General features: G+C 44.7%; 23 protein-coding genes. 14 read left to right on the top strand and 9 right to left on the bottom strand.

From position 1 onward, the window contains the following. Positions 1-31: 31 nt before the first annotated feature. The 3 genes from RJ01_RS10525 to RJ01_RS16395 all read right to left on the bottom strand — a co-directional run bounded on the left by RJ01_RS10525 (position 32) and on the right by RJ01_RS16395 (position 3430). On the bottom strand, positions 32-1054 hold the full coding sequence (locus tag RJ01_RS10525; protein WP_034171031.1) for a flavin reductase family protein: 1023 nt from the start codon (positions 1052-1054) through the stop codon (positions 32-34). Between the two features lie 318 nt (positions 1055-1372). Further along, positions 1373-3010, bottom strand: coding sequence for a long-chain-fatty-acid--CoA ligase (locus tag RJ01_RS10520; RefSeq protein WP_005235773.1), 1638 nt, complete (start codon positions 3008-3010; stop codon positions 1373-1375). A 258-nt stretch (positions 3011-3268) separates the two neighbouring features. Next, positions 3269-3430, bottom strand: a complete 162-nt coding sequence (locus RJ01_RS16395) for a hypothetical protein (RefSeq protein ID WP_162835335.1) — start codon at positions 3428-3430, stop codon at positions 3269-3271. A gap of 189 nt (positions 3431-3619) precedes the next feature. On the opposite strand from RJ01_RS16395, the gene RJ01_RS10510 reads away from it, so the two are divergent. Beyond that, positions 3620-5041 (top strand): PLP-dependent aminotransferase family protein, encoded by a 1422-nt coding sequence (locus RJ01_RS10510; RefSeq protein WP_034171030.1) that lies wholly within the window; start codon positions 3620-3622, stop codon positions 5039-5041. Positions 5042-5082: 41 nt separating this feature from the next. Here the strand turns inward: RJ01_RS10510 and RJ01_RS10505 are convergent, their stop codons facing one another. The 3 genes from RJ01_RS10505 to RJ01_RS10495 form a co-directional block, all read right to left on the bottom strand. Beyond that, the gene (locus RJ01_RS10505; RefSeq protein WP_034171029.1) at positions 5083-6426 is read right to left on the bottom strand and encodes a DcaP family trimeric outer membrane transporter; all 1344 of its coding nucleotides are present in this window, start codon (positions 6424-6426) and stop codon (positions 5083-5085) included. A gap of 112 nt (positions 6427-6538) precedes the next feature. Then, entirely contained in the window at positions 6539-7909 is a 1371-nt protein-coding gene (locus tag RJ01_RS10500) for an MFS transporter (RefSeq protein ID WP_034171028.1), read from the bottom strand. Between the two features lie 229 nt (positions 7910-8138). Next, positions 8139-9050 carry a LysR family transcriptional regulator gene (locus tag RJ01_RS10495; RefSeq protein ID WP_034171027.1) on the bottom strand — a complete coding sequence of 304 codons (912 nt, stop codon included), beginning with the start codon at positions 9048-9050 and terminating at the stop codon, positions 8139-8141. A gap of 115 nt (positions 9051-9165) precedes the next feature. Between RJ01_RS10495 and RJ01_RS10490 the strand changes: the two genes are divergently transcribed. The 12 genes from RJ01_RS10490 to pcaD all read left to right on the top strand — a co-directional run bounded on the left by RJ01_RS10490 (position 9166) and on the right by pcaD (position 20425). Next, positions 9166-10275, top strand: coding sequence for a muconate/chloromuconate family cycloisomerase (locus tag RJ01_RS10490; protein WP_034171026.1), 1110 nt, complete (start codon positions 9166-9168; stop codon positions 10273-10275). Between the two features lie 15 nt (positions 10276-10290). Further along, entirely contained in the window at positions 10291-10581 is a 291-nt protein-coding gene (catC, locus tag RJ01_RS10485) for a muconolactone Delta-isomerase (protein WP_034171025.1), read from the top strand. Positions 10582-10735: 154 nt separating this feature from the next. After that, complete coding sequence (gene catA / locus RJ01_RS10480) at positions 10736-11656, top strand: catechol 1,2-dioxygenase (RefSeq protein ID WP_005235786.1); 921 nt, start codon at positions 10736-10738, stop codon at positions 11654-11656. A 75-nt stretch (positions 11657-11731) separates the two neighbouring features. Then, entirely contained in the window at positions 11732-13120 is a 1389-nt protein-coding gene (gene benA / locus RJ01_RS10475; RefSeq protein WP_034171024.1) for a benzoate 1,2-dioxygenase large subunit, read from the top strand. Continuing rightward, the gene (benB, locus tag RJ01_RS10470) at positions 13117-13608 is read left to right on the top strand and encodes a benzoate 1,2-dioxygenase small subunit (protein ID WP_004785632.1); all 492 of its coding nucleotides are present in this window, start codon (positions 13117-13119) and stop codon (positions 13606-13608) included. Before benA ends, benB begins: the two co-directional genes overlap by 4 nt. 91 nt (positions 13609-13699) lie before the next feature. Further along, positions 13700-14716 carry a benzoate 1,2-dioxygenase electron transfer component BenC gene (benC, locus tag RJ01_RS10465; protein WP_034171023.1) on the top strand — a complete coding sequence of 339 codons (1017 nt, stop codon included), beginning with the start codon at positions 13700-13702 and terminating at the stop codon, positions 14714-14716. Between the two features lie 17 nt (positions 14717-14733). Beyond that, a complete protein-coding gene (benD, locus tag RJ01_RS10460) occupies positions 14734-15519 on the top strand; it encodes a benzoate diol dehydrogenase BenD (protein ID WP_034171022.1) in 786 nt (261 codons plus the stop codon). A 56-nt stretch (positions 15520-15575) separates the two neighbouring features. After that, a complete protein-coding gene (benE, locus tag RJ01_RS10455) occupies positions 15576-16790 on the top strand; it encodes a benzoate/H(+) symporter BenE (protein ID WP_034171021.1) in 1215 nt (404 codons plus the stop codon). A gap of 42 nt (positions 16791-16832) precedes the next feature. Beyond that, complete coding sequence (locus RJ01_RS10450) at positions 16833-17504, top strand: 3-oxoacid CoA-transferase subunit A (RefSeq protein ID WP_034171020.1); 672 nt, start codon at positions 16833-16835, stop codon at positions 17502-17504. A 21-nt stretch (positions 17505-17525) separates the two neighbouring features. Beyond that, the gene (locus RJ01_RS10445) at positions 17526-18179 is read left to right on the top strand and encodes a 3-oxoacid CoA-transferase subunit B (protein ID WP_034171019.1); all 654 of its coding nucleotides are present in this window, start codon (positions 17526-17528) and stop codon (positions 18177-18179) included. Positions 18180-18342: 163 nt separating this feature from the next. Next, entirely contained in the window at positions 18343-19548 is a 1206-nt protein-coding gene (gene pcaF, locus RJ01_RS10440; RefSeq protein WP_034171018.1) for a 3-oxoadipyl-CoA thiolase, read from the top strand. Positions 19549-19645: 97 nt separating this feature from the next. Beyond that, complete coding sequence (gene pcaD, locus RJ01_RS10435; protein WP_034171017.1) at positions 19646-20425, top strand: 3-oxoadipate enol-lactonase; 780 nt, start codon at positions 19646-19648, stop codon at positions 20423-20425. Between the two features lie 50 nt (positions 20426-20475). Here the strand turns inward: pcaD and RJ01_RS10430 are convergent, their stop codons facing one another. Then, positions 20476-21363, bottom strand: a complete 888-nt coding sequence (locus tag RJ01_RS10430; RefSeq protein ID WP_004785615.1) for a DMT family transporter — start codon at positions 21361-21363, stop codon at positions 20476-20478. 629 nt (positions 21364-21992) lie between these two features. Here RJ01_RS10430 and RJ01_RS10425 point away from each other — a divergent pair. Continuing rightward, entirely contained in the window at positions 21993-23081 is a 1089-nt protein-coding gene (locus RJ01_RS10425) for a putative zinc-binding metallopeptidase (protein ID WP_004785614.1), read from the top strand. Between the two features lie 131 nt (positions 23082-23212). On the opposite strand, the gene RJ01_RS10420 is transcribed toward RJ01_RS10425, so the two are convergent. Both RJ01_RS10420 and RJ01_RS10415 read right to left on the bottom strand, forming a co-directional pair. Further along, positions 23213-24388, bottom strand: a complete 1176-nt coding sequence (locus tag RJ01_RS10420; RefSeq protein WP_171248468.1) for a thiolase family protein — start codon at positions 24386-24388, stop codon at positions 23213-23215. A gap of 78 nt (positions 24389-24466) precedes the next feature. Continuing rightward, positions 24467-26248 carry an acyl-CoA dehydrogenase C-terminal domain-containing protein gene (locus RJ01_RS10415; protein ID WP_034171015.1) on the bottom strand — a complete coding sequence of 594 codons (1782 nt, stop codon included), beginning with the start codon at positions 26246-26248 and terminating at the stop codon, positions 24467-24469. Positions 26249-26350 lie beyond the last annotated feature (102 nt).

Below are 26350 nucleotides of genomic sequence, written 5' to 3'. Positions count from 1 at the left end.
TTCTTATTCGTTTAGTAATGGTTAAAATAGCTTATAAATTAATCACCACAGGACTGACGGCCTGTGAAATACAAAGTTTGATTGGAGTATTGCTGCCGTGGTCGATCTCACCCGTCAGCATGTTTTTCACTGAACCGCTGACTTTGGTACATGAGCAAGTATTACAAATGCCCATACGACAACCATGCGCTGGACGAAGACCCGCCTGTTCTGCACTTTCCAGCAGATTAGATTCTGCCTGGAATTCCTGATGCGATCTTAAAAACTGTACAGGCTGTGCTTTCGCTTTTTCATCCATTGCAATCTGGAAATATTCAGAATGAAAGCTGGATTTCACCGCCAGTTTATCGGCAATCTTGAGTGCAGTTTTCATCATTCCCGCGGAACCACAGGCATAGATTTCACGCTGTTCAAAATCTGGTACCAGCTTGTTTAGCAATTGCTGGCTCAGATGCTGCTTATGCTCGACTGTATTAAAATGATGATATTTCAGATGAGGATGCATTAACGCCAAGGTTTTGATCTCGGCATGAAATGCATCATCACGGGTAAAATAGATCAGATCAATCGGATGCTGAAACTGCACGACTGCTTTTTGCAATAAGGAATAAATTGCTGTAAGGCCACTGCCTGATGCCAGAAACAGAATCGGTTTAGGAGAGTTTAATAAGGTAAATTCGCCCTGTGGCTGAGACAGCTCGACCACTGCACCCAGTTGCAATAAAGTTAGGGCACGTGACACTTTACCTTGCTGCTTGACTGCAATAATCACATCACCATTTTTTAAAATGGTCACGATAGAATAATGACGTTCATGACGTACTCCATCCAGACGCAGAGTCACCGCGATATTTTGACCCGCCTGAAATGACCCGCGATTAAAGTTATAATTTGGACGTAACTGGATTTTGAAAAAGTCCGGGCTGACCGCCTGAATATTCACGATCGATGCTTTGACTTTTTTGAGTGCCCAGGTTGGATGGATTTTTTCACCAACAAAATCAATGAAATCTTCACGAATCCAATGCGGCTTGTAGGTTGTCATACTTGTCATTTTTATCCCCCTCTATTCCGCAGACAGCATTAATGTACAACTGTCTATTTATTATGTAGTCTAGAATAAAGAATTCTGAAGCTCACACCATGTCAATCTAGGTCAAATTATGTGTTTAAAAACCATTGTTGAGCTTTTTGTAAGACAATCCTAGCCAGAAAGTGCTGTTAAAACTGTATGAACTGAATAAATTGCTTTTTTGGTCTGTATATTTTTAGCAAAAACACATAAAAAACTGACCTCTATATAAGAGATCAGTTTCTGTTTTAAATATTGGGTGAGTTAAAAAGGCAAAAATTTACCTTTTAAAAAAATAGCTTAACCTACGGCCTGTTCCAGCAAGATAGAACCATAAAGTTCACGCAGGTCTTTTTTCAGCATCTTGCCGGTTCCACTTAATGGAATAGAATCTACAAAAATTACGCGATCCGGGATCTGCCATTTTGCGACCTTGTCCGCATAGTAATCCAGAATTTCGGCTTCACTCACATGACTCTCTGGCTTTTTAATTGCAATTAGAACGGGACGCTCATCCCATTTAGGATGCTGTGCCGCAATCACGGCAGCCATGGCAATTTCAGGATGTCCCATGGCCATATTTTCAAGATCGACTGAAGAGATCCATTCACCGCCTGACTTGATCAGATCTTTGGAGCGATCACACAGCTTCATAAAGCCATCTTCATTTAAGGTAGCAATATCTCCGGTATCAAACCAGCCATCTGCTGTGAGTGCAGATTCTTCCTTGCCAAAATAATGATCAATGATCCAATGCCCTTTAATTTGTAGATTCCCTATGGTTTCACCATCTCGGGCAATTTCCTGAGTTCCTTTTTCTTCATCGGTTAAACGTAAATCAACGCCAAACGGTGGACGACCTTGAGACAGACGAATCTGCATTTTTTCTTCATCCGCCAGATCAAGGTGTTTGGTTTTTAGCTGATTGGCACTACCGAGTGGACTGGTTTCAGTCATCCCCCAGGCATGAATGGTTTCACAGTTAAACTGCTCTTTAAAGGTTTTCAGCATCGCCGGTGGACAGGCAGAACCACCGACCACATTCCGTTTCAGGCTTTCCAGTTTTGAACCACTTTGCTGGGCAGCCGCAATCAGCCCTTGCCAGATCGTTGGAACGCCTAAAGCTACAGATACTTTATACGTATCAATCAGATTGACCAGACTGGCTCCATCCAGGCCCGGCCCCGGCAGCACCAAGGTACAACCGACCATGGCAGCGGCATATGGGGTTCCCCAGGCATTGACATGGAACATTGGTACCACCGGCAGCATGATGTCACGCGCTGCCACATTCAGGGAATCCGGCATGATAATGGCGTAACTATGCAATACTGTTGAACGATGACTATATAAAACCCCTTTTGGATTTCCGGTCGTACCGGAGGTATAACACAGTGAACTCGCTGTATTTTCATCCAGTTCAGGCCAGTCAAATTCTGCAGATTGCTGGGCAAGCAAATCATCATAAAACTGAACTTCCGGAATGGCTTCACGAATCGCGGAATCTTCAGCATCCAGACAGATATACTGTTCTACAGTTTTTAATAACGGTTTGACGGCTTTAATCAAAGGTGCAAAGGTTTTATCAAACAGCAGTATCCGATCGGCAGCATCATTGATAATAAATACCAGCTGTTCCGGAAATAAGCGCGGGTTAATGGTATGGCAAACCAGTCCACTTCCCGAAATGGCATACCAAGATTCTAGATGTCGATGATTATTCCAGGCAATGGTTGCAACCCGGTCGCCGAGTGTCAGACCGAATTGCTGTAATACATTGGCAAAACGTTTCGAGTTTTCCCGGATTTCTCCCCAATTGGTCTTTTTAATGCTGGTATCAGTATTTTTAGAAATGATCTCGGTATCGGCATGATAACGGCCGGCATGTTCAATCATGCTGCTGATCAGTAAGGGCTGGAACATCATATTTCCGAGCATGCTTCACTCCTTTATCCTTGCTATTTGTCCATCTGTTATATCGTTGTTATTTCTGTATGATGCGCTGGCGAAAAGCCTGTATTCATTTTTATCATCAAACAGTCTGAATCTAGCAAGGAAATATGACTTTGTGAGTGTCAAATTGTGACAAAGTCATAAAGTGGATGCAGAAAAAAGCAGAAAATAAAACTGGTAATGTGTGCCATAAAAAAAGCCCCAATTTAGATTGGGGCGATGATAGTGTTCAGGGAGAGAATTTTAAAAGCCGCTCATCATAATTTTGTCTGCATTTACTACAAAGATAACGCCTAGGCAGAATAAACCGGCATAAAGTGCAAACCAGAGAATCATCTTCTTGAATGCTGCATCAGAAATACTGCTATCCGCATATTTTGGTGCTTTGTTGTCTTCTGAATTCATATGATCACCCATAGGTTGGTCTGGCGTTATGAGCTTTATTATCAGCAGACCTAAATCAGCTGTATAGATACAATATTCATTAAAAAAAATATAACAGTTAGCCACTGTTTTTCTTCATTTGTTATATTTTAACAACCTATTCATAATATAATCCTGATTATATTAGTACAGTTTAGATCTTATTTTCTTATGTTCAAATCTGAAAAGCTGGCCCAGAATATTCGCCAGATGATTGAAAATGGCGCATGGAAGGCGCATGACAAATTACCTTCATTGCGGGAACAGACTGAACTGTCCGGCTATAGCCTGATGACGGTGCTTAATGCCTATCAGGTGCTTGAATCGCAAGGATTAGTCTATGCCAAAGATAAATCTGGCTACTATATTGCGAAGCGACCTCAAACCTATAACAGCAAAGAACCTGCGGTACAAATTGGCTTAAATTCCAAAATTAAAATCAACTCTGTGGTATTTAATTATTTAAAGTCACTGCAAACCCCAAATATTGCGCCTTTTGGTTCAGCTTTTCCAAATGCTGAACTGTTATATAACAGCCGGTTTATGCAGATTCTGGCGCAGCATAGCAAAAGAAAAAGCAGTTATAGCCATCAAAATCATATGCCACCGGGTAATCAGGAATTACGCCAACTGATTGCCAACCGCTATCAGTTACAAGGCATAAACTGCACTTCGGATGACATTGTCATTACTTCTGGTGCATTGGAAGCCCTTAATCTGTCTTTACAGGCTTTGACTCAACCTGGTGATTTTATCCTGCTCCAGCAAACCATTTTTTATGGTGCCTGGCAGGCGGCTGAACGTTTAGGCCTGCAAGTCATCACAATCCCTGAACATCCACATTTTGGTTTTGACCTGGAATCATTTGAACAAGCACTTAAACAGTACCCGATCAAAGTTTGCTGGCTGATGCTGAATGTGCATAATCCGATTGGCTTTACGGTAAATTCAGAGATCAAGCAAAGAATTGCGGAACTGTTGAATGAATATCAGGTATATCTGATTGAAGATGATGTCTATCAGGAACTAAATTACGGCGCTTATAAACCGGTTTCCGTAAAATATTTTGATCAACATCAACGGGTACTGCACTGCTCTTCATTTTCCAAAACCTTGGGCATGGGTGCGCGGGTCGGCTGGGTTTTCGCTGGCCCATTTTCCGATGCAATCCAGCATTTACAGCTCATGAGTACGTTAACTGTTAGTCCGCTATTACAAAATGCACTGGTTGATTTTCTGTCCCATCATCATTATGAAAAGCATTTGCGCCATTTAAAACAGCAGCTGGAAAAGTATAAGCAAAAGTTTTATCAGGAACTTAAAGCGCGTTTAGATTCAGTCTGTGAAATTTATTATTATTCTAGTGGGTATTTTCTCTGGATCAAATTGCCGGAACAGCTGGATGGCCAAGTTTTATATGAACAGCTGATTCAGTATAATATTGCCATTGCCCCCGCTTTGCTGTTTAAACCGGAACATACCAGCCAGAATTATATTCGCCTGAACTGTTCATTTGACTGGACCTCTGAGATAGAAAACGCTGTCGATGTGCTGGCAAAGGTGATCCTGAATCATGCAAAAAGCGCGGATTAATTCATCCACGCTTAAGGTTTCTTATGTAAAATCGATAGAGCTTAGAAACTGTAAATTGCAACGGCATTCACTCGGTTATCTTCACCTTTTGTACTGCCATTTAGTGCAGCACCCAATGCTTCACGTTCGCCATAGACATATTCCAGGCCAAAACTCAGCGGTTTTGTAGGGTTATAGAACACATTGGCCCAAGCCTGCCAAAGGTCTTTGTTCACTGCTGTTAGATTCAGGCCAGGAGCAGCAAGATATCCATTATCTTGGTCGAAATTCATATAACCATAGCCTACTGTGCCACGCAATTTATCATTAAACTGCTGCGTTAGACCGACTGTAATTGAGTCGAATTCACTCTGTAGAAGATCTCCATTAGCAGCTGTAACGACACCTGGATTAGCATAAGAGACAAAACTGCTATCACCTTTGACATGATAATAATCTGCCTTAAGGCTGGTGCCTGGAACAAACTCATATTTCGCGCCTAAACCTACACCCCATGCAGTTTTTTCATCTTCATTCACGCGTTTTTCATTCCCCATCGCACGCGCACTGACAGAAAGATTATCCGCAAATTTGTGGTTTAAGCGTGCTGTTAAGGCAGGTAAACGCTGTTTGATTCCCGTAATGGTCGCATCTTTCGGATCTTCTACTGCAAGCACCAGATTGGTCGCTGGACTCAAAGTACTGGTATGACGAATCTGAGGTGTCCGTTTAATTGAACCACCGGCATAAACCAGTGCATCTACCGTCTCAGGTATATAGTCCGGAGTTGCAAAGTTTGACCAGGTTTGACCAATTAACCAGTCAGCATAGCTGATATAGGCATGACGGATACGCAGGTTATCAAAACCAGCTCCACCCAGGAAATCGACCTCAATCTTACCACTTAAGGCCTTATCCCCAGCACCCACGGGCGCTTTAAAATCCATCCCTAAACGGGTGGCTGAAAGCGTGGACTTAAACTCATCACTGCGTTCACCTGTGCCTTCAAGAGGTACCGCATTAATCTGGTTATAGATACGTGTCGCTGCACCGCCTTCAGCCTGATAAGAGGCATCAGCACGGATATTACCGTATAAATTAAACTCGGCCCCACTGGCAATTTTCATCACAGGTTTGCTAGTAGGAGCTACTGCTGTATTTGCAGGTGCCGGCGTTGCCGCTACAGGTGCAGTCACAGCAGCTGTCTGAGTCTGCTGCTGTTCAATCAAGGCACGTAAAGCTTGAACCTCTTGACGCAACTGCTCAATTTCCTGCTGATTGGACTGAGCTGGAGTTTGTGCCTGGGTAGACAAGCTAAGGCCCCCTAAACTCATTGCCATCATGCTCATCAGAACCGTGCGTTTTAATGTGATTGTTTGATTATTAAATAATTGTTCCGTGTTCATCCTAAACTCACTTTTTTATTATGCGTCTCGATTCTAGCAACAGATCACCGCCGCTTACGATGGCGATCTCTATCATTAGAAGTGTTTTCTTTATTAATTGATATTTAATCCATTAACTTGCTTTTTCAGCGAGAGAATCAGTACGAATATCAGGTGTAGCAAGGGCTTGACCTTCTACAGACATTTTTAAGTTCACCAGGAAAATTGCCAGCGCAGCAATCAAACCGGGAATCGCAATTGCAAAGAAGTTCATTTGATGCGGTAAATTCATGGTGAGTAAAGCACCTGTCAATACCGGTCCAACGATCGCACCGATACGCCCAATTCCGGAAGCCCAACCCATGCCGGTGGAACGCACCGTCGATGGATAATATTGTGCCACGAAGGTATAGAGCAGGATTTGAGAACCAATGGTTGCTGCACCGGCCACTGCAATCAAGCTATAAAGCACGAATTGCGGACTGTTATAACCGAGCAGGATTAAAGAAGCTGCCCCGCAAAGAAACATGATTGTTAGTACTTTTTTGATATGGAAACGGTCTGCCAGATAACCCCCACCAATAGCTCCGATCATGCCGCCAATATTCAGGGCAAACAGGAAGATCATGCTGGCACCCAGTGAATATCCAGCCTGGATCATCAGTTTTGGTAACCAGCTGCCCAGTGCATAAACCATTAATAGACACATAAAAAATGCCAACCAGAACATAAAGGTACTAAATGTACGGCCTTGCTGGAATAATGCTTTTAAAGGTGCTTCATCGCCTTTTTGCACTTCATTCAGGACAAACTGGGTGTCAGATCCAATTACCTGTGTTGGTGAGATTTTCTGAATAATGCTTTGCGCTTGAGCAGTCTGCTGCTTATTAGTCAGATACATCAATGATTCTGGTAAATATTTCCAGAGTATCGGCAGGAACAGTAAAGGAGTGCCCGCAAGTAAAAACATGATTTTCCAGCCAAACTGTGGCACCAGCCATGCGCCAAGTAAGGCAGATGTCATGCCGCCGATCGCATAACCACTAAACATTAAAGCAACCAGCGTGCTGCGAATCCGCTTCGGTGCGTATTCCGTCATCAGGGCAACAACGTTGGGCATCACACCACCAATACCAAGTCCGGCAAGAAAACGTAGAATTCCGAATTCGACAGGTGATGTTGCAAAGGCACCGATAAACGTAAAACCACTAAAGATCGCGACACAGATCATGATGGTTTTTTTACGTCCCAGTTTATCCGATAAGGTCCCGAAGCTCATGGCTCCAAACATCATACCGAACAAGGCGGTGCTGGCTAACATGCCGGCCTGTACTGCACTGAGTGACCATTCCTGCATCAGTAGCGGTAACGCTACGCCGTAAATCACCAGGTCATAACCGTCAAAAATAATGATCAGCAAACACCAGATCAGGACGCCCCATTGAAAAGGTGTGAACTTTGCTTCATCGATCAGCGTATTTATATTCACTTTATTTGTAGACATCTTCACCTCCTAATTGTGAAGTTCAATTTATGAGATTCACAATGCAGAAGATGTCCATAAATGTCCAAAACTGAATAGGCATGCTTCTATACCTATAAAGTCTGCCTTCAAGAAAAGGCTTTATTTACTATGCCTTAATGATATTCATCCGAATAAAACGACTTTAATTCAGTCATTAAATAATAATTTCACCTATTTTATATAGCATCTAAAAAGTTTTTAATCTTGTTTAAAACACCGCACGATCATATTTAATCGCTTCAAGATCATAGACCTGATAGACCGCATCAAACAGATAACGAATATATTCACTTTCATCCATGTTACGAATCGCCATAAAGACCGGACTGACCGCAAATTCATCTAATAAAGGGATAAAGTTTAAATGAGCCAGACGAATATTCTGGGCACTTTCCGGCACGACACAAACACCCTCTCCAGCAGCCACAAAACCCAGCGCCAGTTGCAATTCACTAACTGCACGGATATTTTTCGGCTCTAGTCCATACTCAGAAAATATACCGCGCACCTGGGTAGAAAAATTAGCCTTACCATTATTCGGGTATAAAAAGAGTGGCTGATCCACCAGTTCAGCCAGGTTCACGCCATCTCGTTGCGAGAAAAAATGGCTGGAATGCGCAGCGACCATGAGTCTTTCTTCACGCAGCAACACCCGTTTCACTGCTGGATCTGAAATTCTCAAGCGTCCAAAACCGACATCAATCCGCCCTTCCTTAAGTGCCTGAATCTGCTCTGAAGTATTCATTTCAACCATCTCAATTTTGAGCTGGGGATGTTGCTGCTTAAATAAAAACACAATACGCGATAGCAAACCGAACAATAACGAGCCAACAAAACCAATACTGATGGTGCGATCCGCGATACCAATCCGCTTGGTCATCGATTTGATTTCTTCCGCATTAGACAAAAGTTTAACCGCATGCTGGTAGAAGAATTGACCTGCTTCTGTGGTCTTAAGCGGTCGGCTACCTCTTTCAAAGAGCTGAATATCCAGTTCCTGTTCCAGATTTTGTATCTGTCTGCTTAAAGGTGGTTGAGCAATAAACAGTTTTTCTGCCGCCTTGGTAAAACTTTGTTCTTCGACGACTGCGACAAAGTAACGCAAATGCCTGAGTTCCATATTCCTGCATACCTTTAAAGTATAAAAAAATGCTAAATCTATCTTAGACCAATTAAGATTATTCTTTTAAGGTATATCAAGTCAAAACATTAAAGCAAGAATGTGAAGCGTAATTATGTATAAGTCAGTTGAAACCTTGCTGGTTCAAATACCGACGATCCGTCCTCACAAGATGGCTGTCGCAACCATGCAAACCCAGACACTGGTCCTGGTCAAAATCACCACCGAAGACGGCTATGTGGGTTGGGGCGAAGCCACCACTATTGGTGGTTTAGGCTACGGTGAAGAAAGCCCAGAAAGTGTCAAAGTGAATATTGAGACTTACTTTGCACCGCTTCTGAAAACATTATTGGGTTTGAATGTTGCACAGACATTACGAGCCATCAAAAAGAATATTAATGGTAACCGTTTTGCCAAATGTGCCATTCAAACTGCGCTACTGGATATTCAGGCACAACGTCTGAACCAGCCACTGAGTGAAATTCTAGGTGGACGTTTACGTAACAGCGTACCAGTGCTGTGGGTACTGGCATCTGGCAATACCGAGAAAGACATTGCTGAAGCCCAGAAAATGATTGAGGCCAAACGCCACAATATTTTCAAACTGAAAATTGGTTCTCGTCCAGTGGAACAGGATGTTGAACACGTGCTTGCCATTAAACAGGCATTGGGCAAAGACATTTCAATCCGTGTAGACGTCAACCGTGCCTGGTCAGAGCTGGACGCGATTAAAGGTATTCAGTTACTCCAGGACGGCGGCATTGATCTGATTGAACAGCCGTGCGCCATTGACAATCTGGATGCAATGCGACGTCTGACTCAGCGTTTTGATATCGCCATCATGGCGGATGAATCCTTGATGGGTCCGCAATCTGCTTATCAGATCGCACGTCAGCATGGCTCATCAGTTTTTGCAGTCAAAGTGGCGCAGTCTGGTGGCCTGATTGAAGGCTGTGAAGTTGCAAAAGTGGCACAGCTGGCTGGTATCGACCTGTATGGCGGCACCATGCTGGAAGGCCCGGTGGGCACCATCGCCTCTGCCCATGCCTTCTCGACTTTTGAAAGTCTCGCTTATGGCACCGAACTGTTTGGCCCCCTGCTACTGACTGAAGATATTTTAAAAACCCCACTCCAGTATCAAAACTTTGAACTTGAGATTCCGAAAGGACCAGGTCTGGGTATTGAGCTGGATGAAAACAAAATTGACAACTTGCGTCGTCAATAATTCCAGGAGAATCCCATGCTTTTCCAAGTACGAATGGACGTCAACATTCCAAAAGATATGCCGTTTGAACAGGCCAATGAAATTAAGGCTGTCGAAAAAGCCTATTCACAGGATCTGCAACGTCAGGGTAAGTGGCGTCATATCTGGCGTATCACCGGGCAGTATTCAAACATCAGTATTTTTGATGTTGAAAGCAATGAAGAGTTGCACAACTTGCTACAGGGCTTGCCACTCTACCCGTATATGAACATCGAAGTTATCGCATTGAACCGCCATCCATCATCGATTCGGGATGATGACAAGTAATGAATAAATTCGGGAATGGAAATAAAAAAAATCCTCCCCACCCATACACCTGAGGGTAATCCAAAAGGACTTGTGGCCAGCAAGATTTAGCCAGCCAAATGAATGCTAAAACATGCGCCACTAAAATATGAAAACATACTTTAGGAGCAATAGTATGAACCGCCAAGAAATTGATGCACTGGTTAAAAAAATGAATGTCGATACAGCGACAGGACCAGTCGATGAGCGTGTACAACAAGTTGTTGTACGTTTATTAGGTGATCTTTTCCAGGCTATTGAAGATCTTGATATTTCTCAGACTGAACTCTGGAAAGGTCTGGAATACTTTACTGATGCAGGTCAAGCTAATGAATTAGGCTTACTGGCTGCAGGTCTTGGTCTGGAACATTACTTAGACTTACGCGCGGATGAAGCAGATGCCAAAGCAGGCATTACAGGTGGTACACCACGTACCATCGAAGGCCCGCTGTATGTTGCAGGTGCACCTGAGTCAGTTGGTTTTGCGCGTATGGATGACGGTTCTGAAGAAGGCAAAATTCCGACCCTGATTATTGAAGGCACAGTGACCGATACTGACGGTAACATCATTGAAGGTGCAAAAGTTGAAGTCTGGCATGCCAATAGCCTGGGCAACTATTCTTTCTTTGACAAGTCGCAATCTGACTTTAACCTGCGCCGTTCTATCTTTACCGATCAAGACGGTAAATATGTTGCTCTGACCACCATGCCGGTCGGTTATGGCTGCCCACCTGAAGGTACTACCCAGTTCGTACTGGACAAATTAGGTCGTCACGGTAACCGCCCATCTCATGTGCATTACTTCGTATCTGCACCGGGTTACCGCAAGTTAACCACACAGTTCAACATCGAAGGTGATCAATACCTGTGGGATGACTTTGCATTCGCCACACGTGATGGTCTGGTCGCAACTGCTGATGATGTGACCGATGAAGCTGAAATCGCACGCCGCGGTTTAAATGGTCCATTCAAACATATCCAGTTCAATATTGAACTGGTGAAAGACCAAGCTGCAGCGCCAAGCACTGAAGTAGAACGTCGTCGCGCAAGCGCTTAATTCAAAATGGAATCGGGATGTCAGTCTGAGCAACATCCCGATGACTTCCCCTCCTTGGAAAGTCGGAGACTGGACATGCCTCGTATTCCTGTAATTAACACCAGCCATTTAGACCGTATTGATGAATTACTGGTCGATGATTTTGAATCTGGTGAATTTAAACTGCACCGTTCCGTATTTACTGATCAAGCCCTATTTGATCTGGAAATGAAATACATTTTTGAAGGAAACTGGGTTTATCTGGCCCATGAGAGCCAAATTCCGAATAACAACGATTACTACACAACCCATATTGGCCGTCAACCAATCATCATTGCACGTAATCGTAATGGCGAACTGAATGCCATGATCAATGCCTGCTCACACCGCGGTGCACAGCTCTGCCGCTACAAACGTGGTAATAAAGCAACCTATACCTGCCCATTCCATGGCTGGACATTTAATAACTCGGGCAAGCTGTTAAAAGTGAAAGATCCAGCTGATGCAGGCTATTCAGATTGCTTTAACCAAGACGGTTCTCATGACCTGAAAAAAGTAGCCCGTTTTGAAAATTACAAAGGCTTCTTGTTTGGCAGCCTGAATCCTGATGTTCCATCTCTGGAAGAATACCTGGGCGAAGCTACCAAGATTATCGATATGATCGTGGGTCAGTCTGAACAAGGTCTGGAAGTTTTACGTGGTTCATCGACTTATACCTATGAAGGTAACTGGAAGCTGACTGCAGAAAACGGTGCCGATGGTTATCACGTCTCTGCTGTGCACTGGAACTACGCCGCGACCACTCAGCAACGTAAGGAAAAAGAAGCTGGCGATAATATTCGTGCCATGAGCGCAGGTGCCTGGGGTAAACAAGGCGGTGGTTCATATGGCTTTGAACATGGTCACATGCTGCTTTGGACACAATGGGCTAACCCGGAAGACCGCCCAAACTTCGCCAAGAAAGACGAATACACTGAGAAATACGGTGAAGCGATGGCGAAATGGATGATCGAACGTTCACGTAACCTGTGTATCTATCCAAACGTTTATTTTATGGATCAGTTTGGCTCACAAATCCGTGTCCTGCGTCCGATCTCTGTCGATAAGACTGAAGTGACTATTTACTGTATCGGTCCTGTCGGTGAAGAGCCGGAAGCACGCACTCGCCGTATCCGTCAGTATGAAGATTTCTTTAATGCTTCTGGTATGGCAACGCCGGACGATCTGGAAGAATTCCGTGCCTGTCAGGCTGGTTATGCCGGGATCGCGCTGGAATGGAATGACATGTGTCGTGGTTCTAAGCACTGGATTCAAGGGCCCGATGATGCAGCCAATGAAATTGGCCTGAAACCAAAACTGTCCGGCATTAAAACTGAAGATGAAGGCTTATATCTGGCACAACACCAGTACTGGCTAGAACTGATCAAAAGAGGCATTGCGACCGAAAAAGAAATTGCTGCAAGCACTGAAGGAGAAACCGCATGAGCGACATCACTTTAGAAAATATTGCACAGTTCCTGTATCAGGAAGCCCGCTTTTTAGATGATGAGCAATGGGATGACTGGTTACAGTGCTACGCCCCTACTGCTTCTTTCTGGATGCCAGCTTGGGATGATGATGACCGTCTGACTGAGGATCCACAGTCTGAAATCTCACTGATCTACTACCCTGACCGTCAGGGCCTGGAAGACCGGGTGTTCCGGATCAAGACAGAACGTTCATCTGCCACCATGCCGGATACCCGTACCAGCCACAACATCTGCAATATTGAAATTGTGGAACGTGATGGTGACAAGGTCACTGTGCGCTTTAACTGGAATACCCTGAGTTTCCGTTACAAAACCAGTTACAGCTACTTCGGTATGTCTCGTTATGTGATCGATTTTTCAGGCGAAAAACCACAGATTTTAAGCAAATACGTGGTGCTGAAAAACGATTACATCAACCAGGTTATCGACATTTATCACCTCTAAGACTGTTTCGACAGCAAGGTCAAAAAGCCTTTCAGCCAGGGAAATATGGCTGAAAGGCTAAGTTTCAAAGATTTATATAGGATATTCAGCCATGTCAAACCACAATGTTGCACTCCAATTTGAAGATGGCGTTACACGTTTTATTAGTGTTGCCCAAGGCGAAACCCTGTCCGATGCAGCTTACCGTCAAAAGATCAATATCCCTCTAGATTGCCGTGACGGTGCATGTGGAACGTGCCGCGCTTTTTGTGAATCAGGTGCGTATGACATGCCTGAAGAAATGTATATTGAAGATGCACTAACTCCAGAAGAAGCTGCAGAAGGATTTATTCTGGCTTGCCAATGTAAGCCGACTTCGGATGCCGTGTTCCAGATCCAGGCCTCATCTGATGTCTGCAAAACCGAGATTCACGCATTTCAAGGTACGTTGGCCCGTGTAGAAAATCTGTCTGATTCCACAATTACCTTTGATATTCAACTCGATGATGGTCAACCAGATATCCATTTTCTGGCCGGTCAGTATGTCAATGTCGGTATTCCTGGAAGCACCGAAACACGTTCTTATTCATTTAGCTCTAAACCGGGTAACCGTTTAACTGGTTTTGTAGTTCGTAATGTCCCTAACGGCAAAATGTCGAGTTTCCTCAGCGCTGATGCAAAAACGGGTGACAAAATGATCTTTACCGGTCCATTCGGCAGCTTCTATCTGCGTAATGTGACCCGTCCAGTATTGATGCTAGCAGGCGGTACCGGGATTGCCCCATTCCTGTCTATGCTGCAAGTTCTAGAAGAAAAAGGGTCTGAACATCCAGTACGTCTGGTCTTTGGAGTGACCAATGACTTTGACCTGGTCGCAATTGAAAAGCTGAATGAACTACAGGACAAATTCCCATGGTTCGAATATCGCACGGTGGTCGCAAATCCAGAATCTACACATGAGCGTAAAGGTTATGTGACCGGTCATATTGAAAATGAATGGTTAAATGGTGGCGATGTCGATATCTACCTGTGTGGTCCGGTGCCAATGGTTGAAGCAGTTCGCGGTTGGCTGGATGCGGAAGGCGTCAAACCTGCCAGCTTCCTGTTTGAAAAATTCTCTGCCAACTGATTGAGGGATATTTCGACATGACCGAACGTCAAAGATTTTTAAATAAAGTCGTGATCGTGACCGGTGCTGCCCAAGGCATCGGCCGCGGTGTAGCCATCCAGGCTGCTGCTGAAGGCGCACAAGTAGTATTGGCCGATATTTCGGACTATGTGCAGGAAACCCTGGCAGAAATCGAAGCGGCTGGCGGTGATGCCATTATCGTCAAGGCTAATCTGGAAACCTATGCCGGTGCCGAAGCTGTCATGGGCAAAGCACTAGAGACCTATGGACGTATTGATGTGCTGATCAACAATGTTGGCGGTGCGATCTGGATGAAACCTTTTGAAGAATTTTCTGAAGAAGAAATCATCAAAGAAGTGAACCGCTCATTGTTCCCAACCATGTGGTGCTGCCGTGCAGTGCTACCGCAAATGATCAAGCAGCAGCATGGCACCATTGTAAACGTATCGTCAATTGCAACCCGTGGCATTAACCGGGTGCCTTATTCGGCTTCTAAAGGTGGAGTTAACGGCTTGACTGCTGCTCTTGCCTTTGAACATGCCAAAGACGGGATTCGTGTCAACGCCGTTGCAACGGGTGGTACGGAAGCACCGCCACGTAAGGTTCCACGTAATGCCAATCCATTAACGGAAACTGAAAAAGTATGGATGCAGCAAGTGGTGGATCAAACTATTGACCGTACTTTCCTGGGACGTTACGGCACGATTCAGGAACAAGTGAATGCCATTTTATTCCTGGCTTCGGATGAATCGTCCTATATGACCGGTACGGTAGTACCTGTCGGTGGTGGCGATCTGGGTTAATCCAGATCACAACAGATCAACAGGATCATTGCTAGACGCAAGGAGGCATATTGCCAATGAGTCACCTGTTTCAAACCTTAAAAAATGACTGGTCGATTTCAGCCACTGTTGCAGGATTTTTAGCAGTACTGATTTCTTATGCCGGTCCCCTGATTATTTTTTTCCAGGCGGCCCAGCAGGCACAAGTGTCTGCAGCCATGATGATTTCCTGGATCTGGGGGATTTCCATAGGTGCTGCTGTTTCCAGTATTTATTTATCCATCAGGTTCAAAGTGCCGATTGTGATGGCTTGGTCAGCTCCTGGTACAGCGCTTTTAGTGACCTTATTTCCCGATATTTCACTGAATGAAGCGATTGCAGCCTATATCACTACGGCTGTGGTGCTGTTTGTAATTGGCATTAGTGGCTATTTCGATAAATTGCTGGCGCTGATTCCACAAGCGGTTGCCGCAGGAATGATGGCCGGCATTCTGGTGAATTTCGGTTTGGGCCTGTTTAGTGCCACAGACAATATGCCCGTGATCGTACTTGGCATGTTGCTGGTGTTTTTAGTCGCCAAACGGCTGAATCCCCGTTATGCCATGTTATGGGTATTGGCGGCTGGTGTCTGTTTAAGCCTGATTCTCGGTCAGTTTCAGCCAGTCAGCATGGACTTCAATCTGGCCATTCCGCAACTGATTCAGCCGGAATGGACCTGGTCATCGACCTTTAACCTGGCACTCCCCCTGATTCTGGTCAGCCTGTCTGGTCAGTTTTTGCCGGGGATGAGCTTATTAAAAATCAGCGGGTATCAAATTCCGGCCAAACCCATTATTACCATAGCCAGTATTACCTCTCTGGCAGTGGCCTGGGTTGGTGGTATTACCACAGTTCTGGGTTCAATTACTGCAGCACTTTGCATAGGTAAAGATGCGCACGAATTACCAGAAAAACGTTATATCGCAGGTGTATGTAATGGCCTGTTTTACATTTTAGGTGGCCTGTTTGCAGGCAGTATCGTGATGCTGTTCAGTCTGTTCCCGAAAGAACTGATTGCAGCACTGGCTGGACTGGCCTTATTGGGTGCGATTTCGACCAACCTGACAGTTGCCATGCAAACCGAACAGCAGCGCGAAGCCGCCCTAATTACATTTTTAGCAACTGCCTCAGGCATGAGTGTACTCGGCCTGAGCTCAGTTTTCTGGGGCATCTGTATCGGCCTTTTGGCTCATTTTCTCCTGACAAAGAAAAGGCCTGCTACCCTCACTGCTGTTGCTTCAGATTCAAAATAAGTAATAGCCCTTCATCAGATTAGGACATGCAAGGACAAGATTATGATAGATAAAAGTTCATTATCACTGAAAGCAGCACTTTCCCAGATCAAGGATGGTTCGACCATCATGATCGGCGGCTTTGGCACAGCAGGTCAGCCAGCAGAACTGATTGATGGCCTGATCGAACTGGGTATTAAAGACCTGATTATTGTCAACAACAATGCCGGTAATGGCGATTATGGTCTGGCAAAACTGCTTAAAGCTGGCGCTGTCCGTAAAATCATCTGCTCTTTCCCGCGTCAGTCTGATTCCTGGGTATTTGACGAACTCTATCGTGCTGGAAAAATTGAGCTGGAACTGGTACCACAAGGTAATCTGGCTTGCCGTATTCAGGCAGCAGGTATGGGCTTAGGTCCAATCTACACGCCTACCGGTTTTGGTACCTTGCTGGCGGAAGGCAAACCAACTATGAACTACGAAGGTAAAGACTACGTTTTAGAAAATCCAATTAAAGCTGACTTTGCTTTAATTAAAGCCTCTAAAGGCGACCGTTGGGGCAATCTGGTCTACCGTAAATCTGCGCGTAACTTTGGCCCGATCATGGCAATGGCAGCAGATGTGACCATTGCTCAGGTTTCTGAAGTGGTTGAACTGGGTGCACTGGATCCAGAGCACATCATCACCCCGGGAATTTTTGTTCAACACGTTGTTCAAGTTCAACCGGCACAGTAATTACGGATAAGGAGAAGATTGATGAGCTATAACAAACTGACCCGTGACCAGATTGCTGAACGTGTTGCCCAGGACATTCCGGATGGTGCCTATGTCAACCTTGGTATTGGCCTGCCGACCAAGATTGCCAGCTATCTACCAGCAGACAAGGATGTTTTCCTGCATTCTGAAAATGGCCTGCTGGCTTTCGGTCCGCCACCTGCCAAAGGTGAAGAAGACCCTGAGCTGATTAATGCCGGTAAAGAATTTGTGACTATGCTGACTGGAGGTGCATTTTTCCATCATGGGGATTCTTTTGCGATGATGCGTGGTGGTCACTTAGATATCGCAGTCTTGGGGGCATTCCAGGTCGCTGAAAATGGTGATTTGGCCAACTGGCATACTGGTGCACCGGATGCAATTCCTGCTGTCGGTGGCGCGATGGATCTGGCCGTCGGTGCCAAGAAAGTCTTTATCACTACCGATCATGTCACTAAAAAAGATGAACCGAAGATCGTGGCTGAACTGACTTATCCTGCCACTGGCCTGAAATGTGTAGACCGTATTTATACCGATCTGTGTGTGATTGATGTCACGGCTGAAGGCATGAAAGTGATTGAAAAAGTTGAAGGTCTGTCATTTGAAGAATTGCAGTCGATGACGGGTGCAACATTGATTGATGCGACACAGGATTAAGTAATAAAGGAAAATTAAATCCCCCTATATCCCCTGAACAAGACTTAAGCACTGCTTTAAGTCAATGTGCAAGAAAGGGGGACTTTCGAAAATATATGACGGAAGCTCTCCTCCCTTTATCAAAGGGAGGTCAGGAGGGATTAGAGAACTGGAAATAGAAACAATGAAAAATGCATATATTATCGATGCCATCCGTACCCCATTCGGCCGCTATGCCGGTGGCCTGGCCCCTGTCCGTGCCGATGACCTGGGTGCGATTCCGATTAAGGCTTTGATGGAACGTAACCCAAGTATCAACTGGGAAAAAGTGGATGACATCATCTATGGCTGTGCCAACCAGGCCGGTGAAGATAACCGCAACGTGGGTCGTATGTCCGCTTTGCTCGCAGGAGTGCCTTATCAGGTACCGGCAACTACGATCAACCGTCTTTGCGGTTCATCACTCGATGCGGTAGCCATTGCGGCTCGTGCCATTAAAGCCGGTGAAGCCGATCTGATTATGGCTGGTGGTGTGGAATCCATGTCACGTGCACCGCTGGTGATGGGTAAGTCTGAAACCGCTTATGGCCGTACTCACAAGCTTGAAGACACTACCATGGGCTGGCGTTTTATCAACCCGAAACTGAAGGAACTGTATGGCGTTGAAACCATGCCGGAAACTGCGGAAAATGTGGCAGCACAGTTCAATATCAACCGTGAAGATCAAGACAAGTTTGCCCTGACCAGCCAGCAACGTACTGCAGCGGCGCAGGCCAAAGGTTTCTTTAAAAATGAAATCATTCCGGTAGTTATTCCTCAGCGTAAAGGCGAACCTGTGGTTGTTGATACAGATGAACATCCACGTGCTTCTACAACATTAGAAGGTTTAACTAAGCTAAAACCAGTTGTAAAAGCGGATGGTACGGTGACTGCCGGCAATGCTTCTGGCATTAACGATGGTGCAGCGGCACTCCTGATTGCCTCTGATGAAGCTGTTGCTGAATATGGCCTAGAAGTGCGTGCCAAAATTATTGGCTCAACGGTTGTCGGTGTTGAACCACGCATTATGGGCTTTGGTCCGGCACCAGCGATTAGAAAGCTACTGGCCCAGACCGGTTTGACACTAGATCAGATGGATGTCATTGAACTGAATGAAGCCTTTGCTGCACAGGCACTGGCCGTTACTCGTGACCTTGGCCTTCCAGATAATGCTGCGCATGTAAACCCAAATGGCGGTGCTATTGCAATTGGTCATCCACTCGGTGCTTCCGGTGCCCGTCTGGTGACCACTGCCTTGAACCAGCTGGAACAGACTGGCGGTAAATATGCCCTCTGCTCTATGTGTATTGGTGTGGGTCAAGGTATCGCGCTGATTATTGAACGTGTTTAAAAAATCCCTCCTAACCTCCCTTTCTTGCACAAGGCTTAAGCAGTGCTTATGCCTTGTTCAGGGAGGAACTTTTAGAAGGAAATAAAAGGAATAACAAATGCCAACATTTACATCAAATGATGCCCAGATTAATTACCAGACTTTTGGGGATGCCAACAAACCTGCATTGATATTTTCCAATTCACTGGGCACCAAATACAGCATGTGGCAGCCACAGATTGAACATTTCCAGCAGGATCATTACGTAATCTGCTATGACACCCGTGGTCATGGTGCATCATCTGCGCCACAAGGCCCATATAGCTTGGAACAGTTGGGTCAGGATGTCGTGAATCTTCTGGATCATTTGAATATTGCAAAAGTAGCATTCTGTGGTATTTCTATGGGTGGCTTAACCGGTCAATGGTTGGCGATTCATAAGCCAGAACTTTTTAGCCACGTGATTGTCTGCAATACTGCAGCCAAAATTGGCCAGAAACAGGCATGGCAAGACCGTGCTGCGCTTGTCTGTGAGCAAGGTCTTGCTCCGATTGCTGCAACTGCGGCATTACGCTGGTTTACCGATCCCTTTATCCAGAGCAACCCGGCAGTCGTTGCAGAACTTTCAAACGACCTCGGAGCTGGCAGCCCAGAAGGCTATGCAAACTGCTGTGAAGCTCTGGCTAAGGCGGATGTCCGCGAACAACTTAGCAGCATTCAAATCCCTGTGCTGATTATTGCGGGTCAGCAGGATCCTGTGACGACTGTTGCAGATGGCCAGTTTATGCAGCAACGTATTGCGAATAGCCGGTTGTTTGAAATTAATGCTTCGCATATTTCCAATATTGAACAGCCGGAAGCCTTTAATCAGGCCGTACAAACTTTTCTTGCTGCTTAAATTTATTCTTATAAAAAAGCCACGATATATCGTGGCTTTTCTTTTATTCGTTAAGCCCAGATCACCAGCATCGCTGCAATCACCACCAGTCCCAAGCCCCAATGCTCGGCACGCGCCAGTTTTTCTTTAAAGAAATAAGCTGAAATCAGCAAACTGAACAGGATTTCGATTTGTCCCAAGGTTTTCACGATTGGCACGCTCATCATACTCATGGCGGTAAACCACCCAAGGGAGGCCATAAAGCTGCAGAAGCTGACTTTAAACGTAAGTCCCAAACGTTGCCACATGGCAACTAAGGTTGTGCGGCTAAACAAGCTTAAATAGATCAGCATACTGATACACTGGAAACCAATCACTGAAATCAGTACCCATGAAGCACGATGCACGGTTGGCAACATCGCTAGTTCCAGACTGGCTTCACGTACCAAGAGTGAAGTAATAGCAAAGCTCAAACCGCTGCCGATGCCGATGGCTAAAGTCTTGGTGGATAAACCAGTGATCTGATTGCCCTTACTCAGCAGGAATACCGCATAACCGCCGATCAGCACACCGATCCATGCCAGTGCAGAAAGATGATCTGACAGGAAAATCACTCCGATAATGGCTGCCAGAATCGCTTCACTTTTTGCCAGTCCAACGCCAATCGCATAATTTTTCTGTTTAAACAGCTGCACCATCAAGGCGGTTGCCAGAATTTGGCTGATACCGGCAATCAGAATATAGATCCAATACTTCGGGGTAAAATGCACTACACTTTCTACCGGTTTGAAGTGGTATAAAGTCGCGATATAAAGTCCAGCCAGAGGCAATCCAAACAGGAAACGCGCCAGCGTCACGCCCCAGATATCGACAGTGGTACTAAGCTGTTTTTGAAAGGCATTTCGCCAGGCCTGCATAAATGCAGCCATTAAAGTAAAGAAAACCCAGCTGATTGCCATACCCTGATCATTAATGCCGTAAAAGTGAATTAATTCTATGCCTTAGTACAATCTATGACTAATTAAAAATGATATAATGGCTAATAGCTAAAAGTTTAATTTTCTAATTCAAAAATAATTAAAATTTATCAGTTTAATAAGGGTGAAATTGATTTCTCAGATTCCAACTATGCTTAAAAAATAAGAAAGTAACTCCTCATCTTTGATTAACTTATAATAAAAGGCTCTTCTATTTTAAGAGACCGAAGATGTTTCATCAGTATACCAATTAGGTTTTATGAAAAACGCTATTCAATCAATTTTTTTCAATAATTTTTGATCTCTAATTTTTTATAGTTTGCATTATTCAGTTTTTTTAAATTGATACTCTCGTTTTTATTTAAGAAAAAAATACATAAGTCAGTTCATCGGTTTTTTTATTTCTGTCAGCTTTTCTTCTATAAACAGTCACTAAACTATAATCTAATGAATAATCGATCACATGCATTTTACAATTAATCAACATAGTGTTTTTTAAGAAATTTTTATGATGAATTTTTAAACAGGATAAAATTCCGCAATGCAATCTGAATATAAATTACAGAGTTTCAGCAATCCATTGTAATTCATTCATTTCGCAGGGAGTATCGATGAAATATTTTGAATGTCCAGTTTGCGAAAAGCAGATCTTTTTCGCCAAATTCGTATGTGATCACTGCCTTTCCTCTATCGGCTATATCGCCTCCGAAAAAGAAATGACGACATTTAAAAAGCTGAATGCTCAGGAGTGGGTTCCGGTTGCTAAAAAGTATCAACATTCCCGTTATAAACCTTGTTATAACTATACCCATCATCAGGTATGTAACTGGATGATCCCTGCAGATGATGAGGAAGATTTTTGCGAATCCTGCCAGCTGACTCATGTAATTCCAAATCTGGAAAATGCCGAAAACATGATTTACTGGTATCGGCTGGAGGAAGCCAAACGCCGTTTTCTGTATCTGACCCAACGTATGAACATTATGCCTCGTCCAAAACATTCGGATGATGATCCATTGGGTTTGCGTTTTGATTTTCTTCTTCCTGAAAAAGACAAGCCAGTACTTACCGGCCATGCCAATGGTGTAATTACCTTAAATGCCTTTGAGGCCGATGTGGTTTATCGTGAAACCACCCGGGTCAATATGGGTGAAAACTACAGAACCTTATTAGGGCATTTTCGTCATGAAAGTGGGCATTTTTATTTTAATCTCATCCAGCACCTACATCCGGAATTACTGGATGAACTTCGCCATTATTTTGGAGATGAGCGGCAAAATTATAGTGAAGCACTAGAGAGGCACTATAATCAGGGTGCGCCTATTAACTGGCATGAAAAATATATTAGTCCCTATGCCACCGCACACCCGTGGGAAGACTGGGCTGAAACCTGGTCGCATTATCTGCATATCATGGAAACGCTGGAAACGGCATTTTATGCTGGCTTACGCGTGGAAGGTAATGGCCGAAATCTGGCCAGTATGGACTTTAAAGAATGCCCGATTGGTGGACAGGATTTTGAACATATCCTGGAAAACTGGGTCACCCTGACCTTTAATTTAAATGCCTTAAACCGCAGTATGGGTCTGGAGGATGCTTACCCCTTTAAGCTGACTGAAGCTGTGAAAGATAAACTGCGTTTCATTCATCGGCATATATTGGATAAAGTTTTTAATAACCCACGTCTGATTCAGAACTAAAATATTTATCTAATACAATATAAATAAAGCCCGTGATCCACAGGCTTTATTTTGGGCTTAATACTATTTCAATAAATTAAGCGATACTCTTAGCTTATTACCAAAAGCATCGCCATCTAATCTAAATAAACTTAAACCAGTTCTACCGCAATCGCTGTTGCTTCACCGCCACCGATACATAGCGCTGCAATACCTTTTTTGCCGCCAGTACGTTTCAAGGCATGAATCAGGGTCACAATGATACGGGAACCTGAAGAGCCCAGTGGATGACCTAGAGCGCAAGCACCACCATTAATATTCACTTTGGCAGGATCCAGTTCAAAGGCATCAATCGCTGCCATGGTTACCATCGCGAAAGCTTCATTAATTTCCCATAGATCCACATCAGCTGCATTCCAGCCAGTTTTCTTCAGTACTTTTTCAATTGCCCCCACCGGTGCAATCGTGAATTCTGATGGATGTTGTGAATGGCTGGCATAAGCCAGAATATTCGCTAGAGGTTTCAGGCTACGCTGTACTGCAATCTCGCTCGATGTTACAACCAATGCGGAAGCACCATCGGAAATTGAACTGGCATTTGCCGCAGTAATCGTACCGTCTTTTTTAAATGCCGGACGTAAAGATGGGATTTTGTCTGCTTTGGCATTCAGTGGTTGTTCATCCTGCTCAACCACCACATCGCCTTTACGCGTGCTGACTGTAATTGGCACGATTTCATCTTTGAAGAAGCCCTGCTGAACGGCAGTCACGGCTTTATTTAAAGAGCCAATCGCATAATCATCCTGTTGTTCACGGGTATAGCCTTTTTTGTCCGCCATTTCTTGTGCCAAGATTCCCATCGACAGACCTGTTTCAGCATCTTCCAGACCTTCCTGGAACATATGATCGGTCACTTTCCCGTGGCCCATACGGAAACCGGCACGAGCTCTATCCATTAAGTACGGTGCGTTCGACATGGATTCCATACCGCCCGCCACTACGATTTCTGCAGAACCGGCCTTGATCGCATCCGCAGCTTGCATCACCGCTTTCATGCCTGAACCACAAATTTTATTGATCGTAGTCGCACCGGTTGAATCTGGCAAACCTGCCTGACGCATGGCCTGACGTGCCGGACCCTGTTTTAAACCTGCCGGCAGTACACAGCCCATGATCACTTCATCAATATCATTGGCTGCCAGACCTGCACGTGTCACCGCTTCCTTGATCACTACAGCTCCTAAATCTGGTGCGGTACAGCTAGAAAGTGAGCCTTGAAAACCGCCCATCGCGGTACGTACAGCTTCTACAATTACAATCATTCTAATCTCATCCTTTAACATCATCGTTATCAACACTGTAAAGTGATATCTGTGCAGTGTTTGTCCTTCGCAATATTTGCGGGTTTAGGCCTGTGCAGTGAAATATTCTTCTGGTAATTGCATCACCAGCTCAGCACCTGCCTGAATGCGTTGAATTCTCGCACTCAAATCCGGGAGTACTTTAGCAATATAGTAATTTGCCAGTACCAGTTTATTTTGGAAATAGCTCTCTTCTTTGGTAGCCGCCGCTTTACTGATACGTGCGTACATGTAAACAAAGCTCAGCAGACCTACAGCGTGCAAATAATCCACAGCAATCGAGTTGGCGAAATCAGGATTCTGCTGAGACTGCTCAACAATAAAATTGGTGATATCTTCCAGTTGCTGACAGGTATCTAAGGTTGCCTTTTTAATCGTTAAGGCATCATCCAGACCTTCGGCTAAATCGCGAATTTCCGCGATATATTCTGCAATATAAGCACCTTTGCATTTTGTGGTTTTACGGCCGATCAGATCAATCGCCTGCACGCCATTGGTCCCTTCATAGATCTGTGAAATGCGCAGGTCACGGATACATTGTTCCATGCCCCATTCACGAATATAACCATGACCACCGAAGCACATTTGTGCTTCCAGTGCAGCATCCAGTGCTTTATCGGTGAGATAAGCTTTGGCAATAGGCGTTAATAAAGCCACACGATCGGTTGCTTTACGTACTGCCTCAGGATCAGTGGAATATTTGGTAATATCCAGCTGCTGACCGACATAGACTGCGAAAGCACGTGAAGCTTCATTATTAGCACGTACATTCAGCAACATACGGCGTACATCACCATGCACCAGAATTGAATCGGCTGGTTTTTCTGGTGATTTTGCACCGGTTGATGCACGGCCCTGTAAACGGTCGGTCGCATACTGTGCTGCATTCTGATAAGCAAATTCTGCCGCGCCAATGCCTTGAATCCCCATCGACAAACGTTCGTAGTTCATCATCACGAACATGCCCGCCAGACCTTCATTTTCATTGCCCACCATATAGCCTTTGGCACCATCAAAGTTCATGACACAAGTTGCTGAACCTTTAATGCCCATCTTATGTTCGATCGAACCGGCAGCGACTGCATTGCGCTCACCGAGTGAACCATCGGCATTGACCAGGAATTTTGGGACAATAAACAGGGAAATACCGCGTGAACCTGCTGGCGCATTCGGTGTTTTGGCCAATACCAAGTGAATTATATTTTCACTCAGATCATGTTCACCGCTGGTAATGAAGATTTTAGTTCCGATAATGTTGTATGAATCGTCTTCATTGGGTTCAGCCTTGGTCTTGATAATGCCCAGATCTGTCCCTGAATGTGGCTCAGTCAAACACATCGTGCCTGACCATTCACCTGTATAGAATTTTGGCAGATAGGTTTCTTTCTGTTCCTGCGAAGCACGGTCATTGATCGCCATGCCAGCCCCCACGGTTAACAGCGGGTAAAGCATGAAAGATGGATTAGTACTCCAGATCATTTCGTCTGCAAGAACAGTCAGCATTTTTGGCATGCCCTGACCGCCCCATTCTTCAGGCGCGCCCAACCCGACCCAGCCGCCTTCAGCAAACTGTTTGAAAGCTTCTTTAAAACCTGCAGGTGTTTTGACTTCACCATTATTGAACTGAGCACCACCTTCTTCATCTGCAGGACGGTTCAGATCAAGAATCACATTCTTGGAAAACTTAGCCATCTCCTCCAGAATTGCATTTGCAGTTGCCATATCTAAATGTGCAAGATTTTCATTGTCTTGCCAAAATTTTTCGGCCTGAAACACATCATTTAAAATAAATTCCATGTCTTTTAGCGGCGCATTATAAATAGGCATTTTCCCATTCCTTCACTGGTGATACTCAATCCTGTTACTGAGTATTTTTTCATTATGGATTCGAGAAAATATTTTGATGCTTTTTGCTCGAATCCATGCATG

Source organism: Acinetobacter sp. YZS-X1-1 (assembly GCF_000804305.1).
Lineage (GTDB): Bacteria > Pseudomonadota > Gammaproteobacteria > Pseudomonadales > Moraxellaceae > Acinetobacter > Acinetobacter variabilis.
This window is presented reverse-complemented; position numbering and strand designations above follow the sequence as displayed.

Coding starts and splice junctions, on each gene's coding strand:
- RJ01_RS10525 (WP_034171031.1), bottom strand. CDS start 1,054: ATGACAAGTATGACAACCTACAAGCCGCATTGGATTCGTGAAGATTTC.
- RJ01_RS10520 (WP_005235773.1), bottom strand. CDS start 3,010: ATGCTCGGAAATATGATGTTCCAGCCCTTACTGATCAGCAGCATGATT.
- RJ01_RS16395 (WP_162835335.1), bottom strand. CDS start 3,430: ATGAATTCAGAAGACAACAAAGCACCAAAATATGCGGATAGCAGTATT.
- RJ01_RS10510 (WP_034171030.1), top strand. CDS start 3,620: ATGTTCAAATCTGAAAAGCTGGCCCAGAATATTCGCCAGATGATTGAA.
- RJ01_RS10505 (WP_034171029.1), bottom strand. CDS start 6,426: ATGAACACGGAACAATTATTTAATAATCAAACAATCACATTAAAACGC.
- RJ01_RS10500 (WP_034171028.1), bottom strand. CDS start 7,909: ATGTCTACAAATAAAGTGAATATAAATACGCTGATCGATGAAGCAAAG.
- RJ01_RS10495 (WP_034171027.1), bottom strand. CDS start 9,050: ATGGAACTCAGGCATTTGCGTTACTTTGTCGCAGTCGTCGAAGAACAA.
- RJ01_RS10490 (WP_034171026.1), top strand. CDS start 9,166: ATGTATAAGTCAGTTGAAACCTTGCTGGTTCAAATACCGACGATCCGT.
- catC (WP_034171025.1), top strand. CDS start 10,291: ATGCTTTTCCAAGTACGAATGGACGTCAACATTCCAAAAGATATGCCG.
- catA (WP_005235786.1), top strand. CDS start 10,736: ATGAACCGCCAAGAAATTGATGCACTGGTTAAAAAAATGAATGTCGAT.
- benA (WP_034171024.1), top strand. CDS start 11,732: ATGCCTCGTATTCCTGTAATTAACACCAGCCATTTAGACCGTATTGAT.
- benB (WP_004785632.1), top strand. CDS start 13,117: ATGAGCGACATCACTTTAGAAAATATTGCACAGTTCCTGTATCAGGAA.
- benC (WP_034171023.1), top strand. CDS start 13,700: ATGTCAAACCACAATGTTGCACTCCAATTTGAAGATGGCGTTACACGT.
- benD (WP_034171022.1), top strand. CDS start 14,734: ATGACCGAACGTCAAAGATTTTTAAATAAAGTCGTGATCGTGACCGGT.
- benE (WP_034171021.1), top strand. CDS start 15,576: ATGAGTCACCTGTTTCAAACCTTAAAAAATGACTGGTCGATTTCAGCC.
- RJ01_RS10450 (WP_034171020.1), top strand. CDS start 16,833: ATGATAGATAAAAGTTCATTATCACTGAAAGCAGCACTTTCCCAGATC.
- RJ01_RS10445 (WP_034171019.1), top strand. CDS start 17,526: ATGAGCTATAACAAACTGACCCGTGACCAGATTGCTGAACGTGTTGCC.
- pcaF (WP_034171018.1), top strand. CDS start 18,343: ATGAAAAATGCATATATTATCGATGCCATCCGTACCCCATTCGGCCGC.
- pcaD (WP_034171017.1), top strand. CDS start 19,646: ATGCCAACATTTACATCAAATGATGCCCAGATTAATTACCAGACTTTT.
- RJ01_RS10430 (WP_004785615.1), bottom strand. CDS start 21,363: ATGGCAATCAGCTGGGTTTTCTTTACTTTAATGGCTGCATTTATGCAG.
- RJ01_RS10425 (WP_004785614.1), top strand. CDS start 21,993: ATGAAATATTTTGAATGTCCAGTTTGCGAAAAGCAGATCTTTTTCGCC.
- RJ01_RS10415 (WP_034171015.1), bottom strand. CDS start 26,248: ATGCCTATTTATAATGCGCCGCTAAAAGACATGGAATTTATTTTAAAT.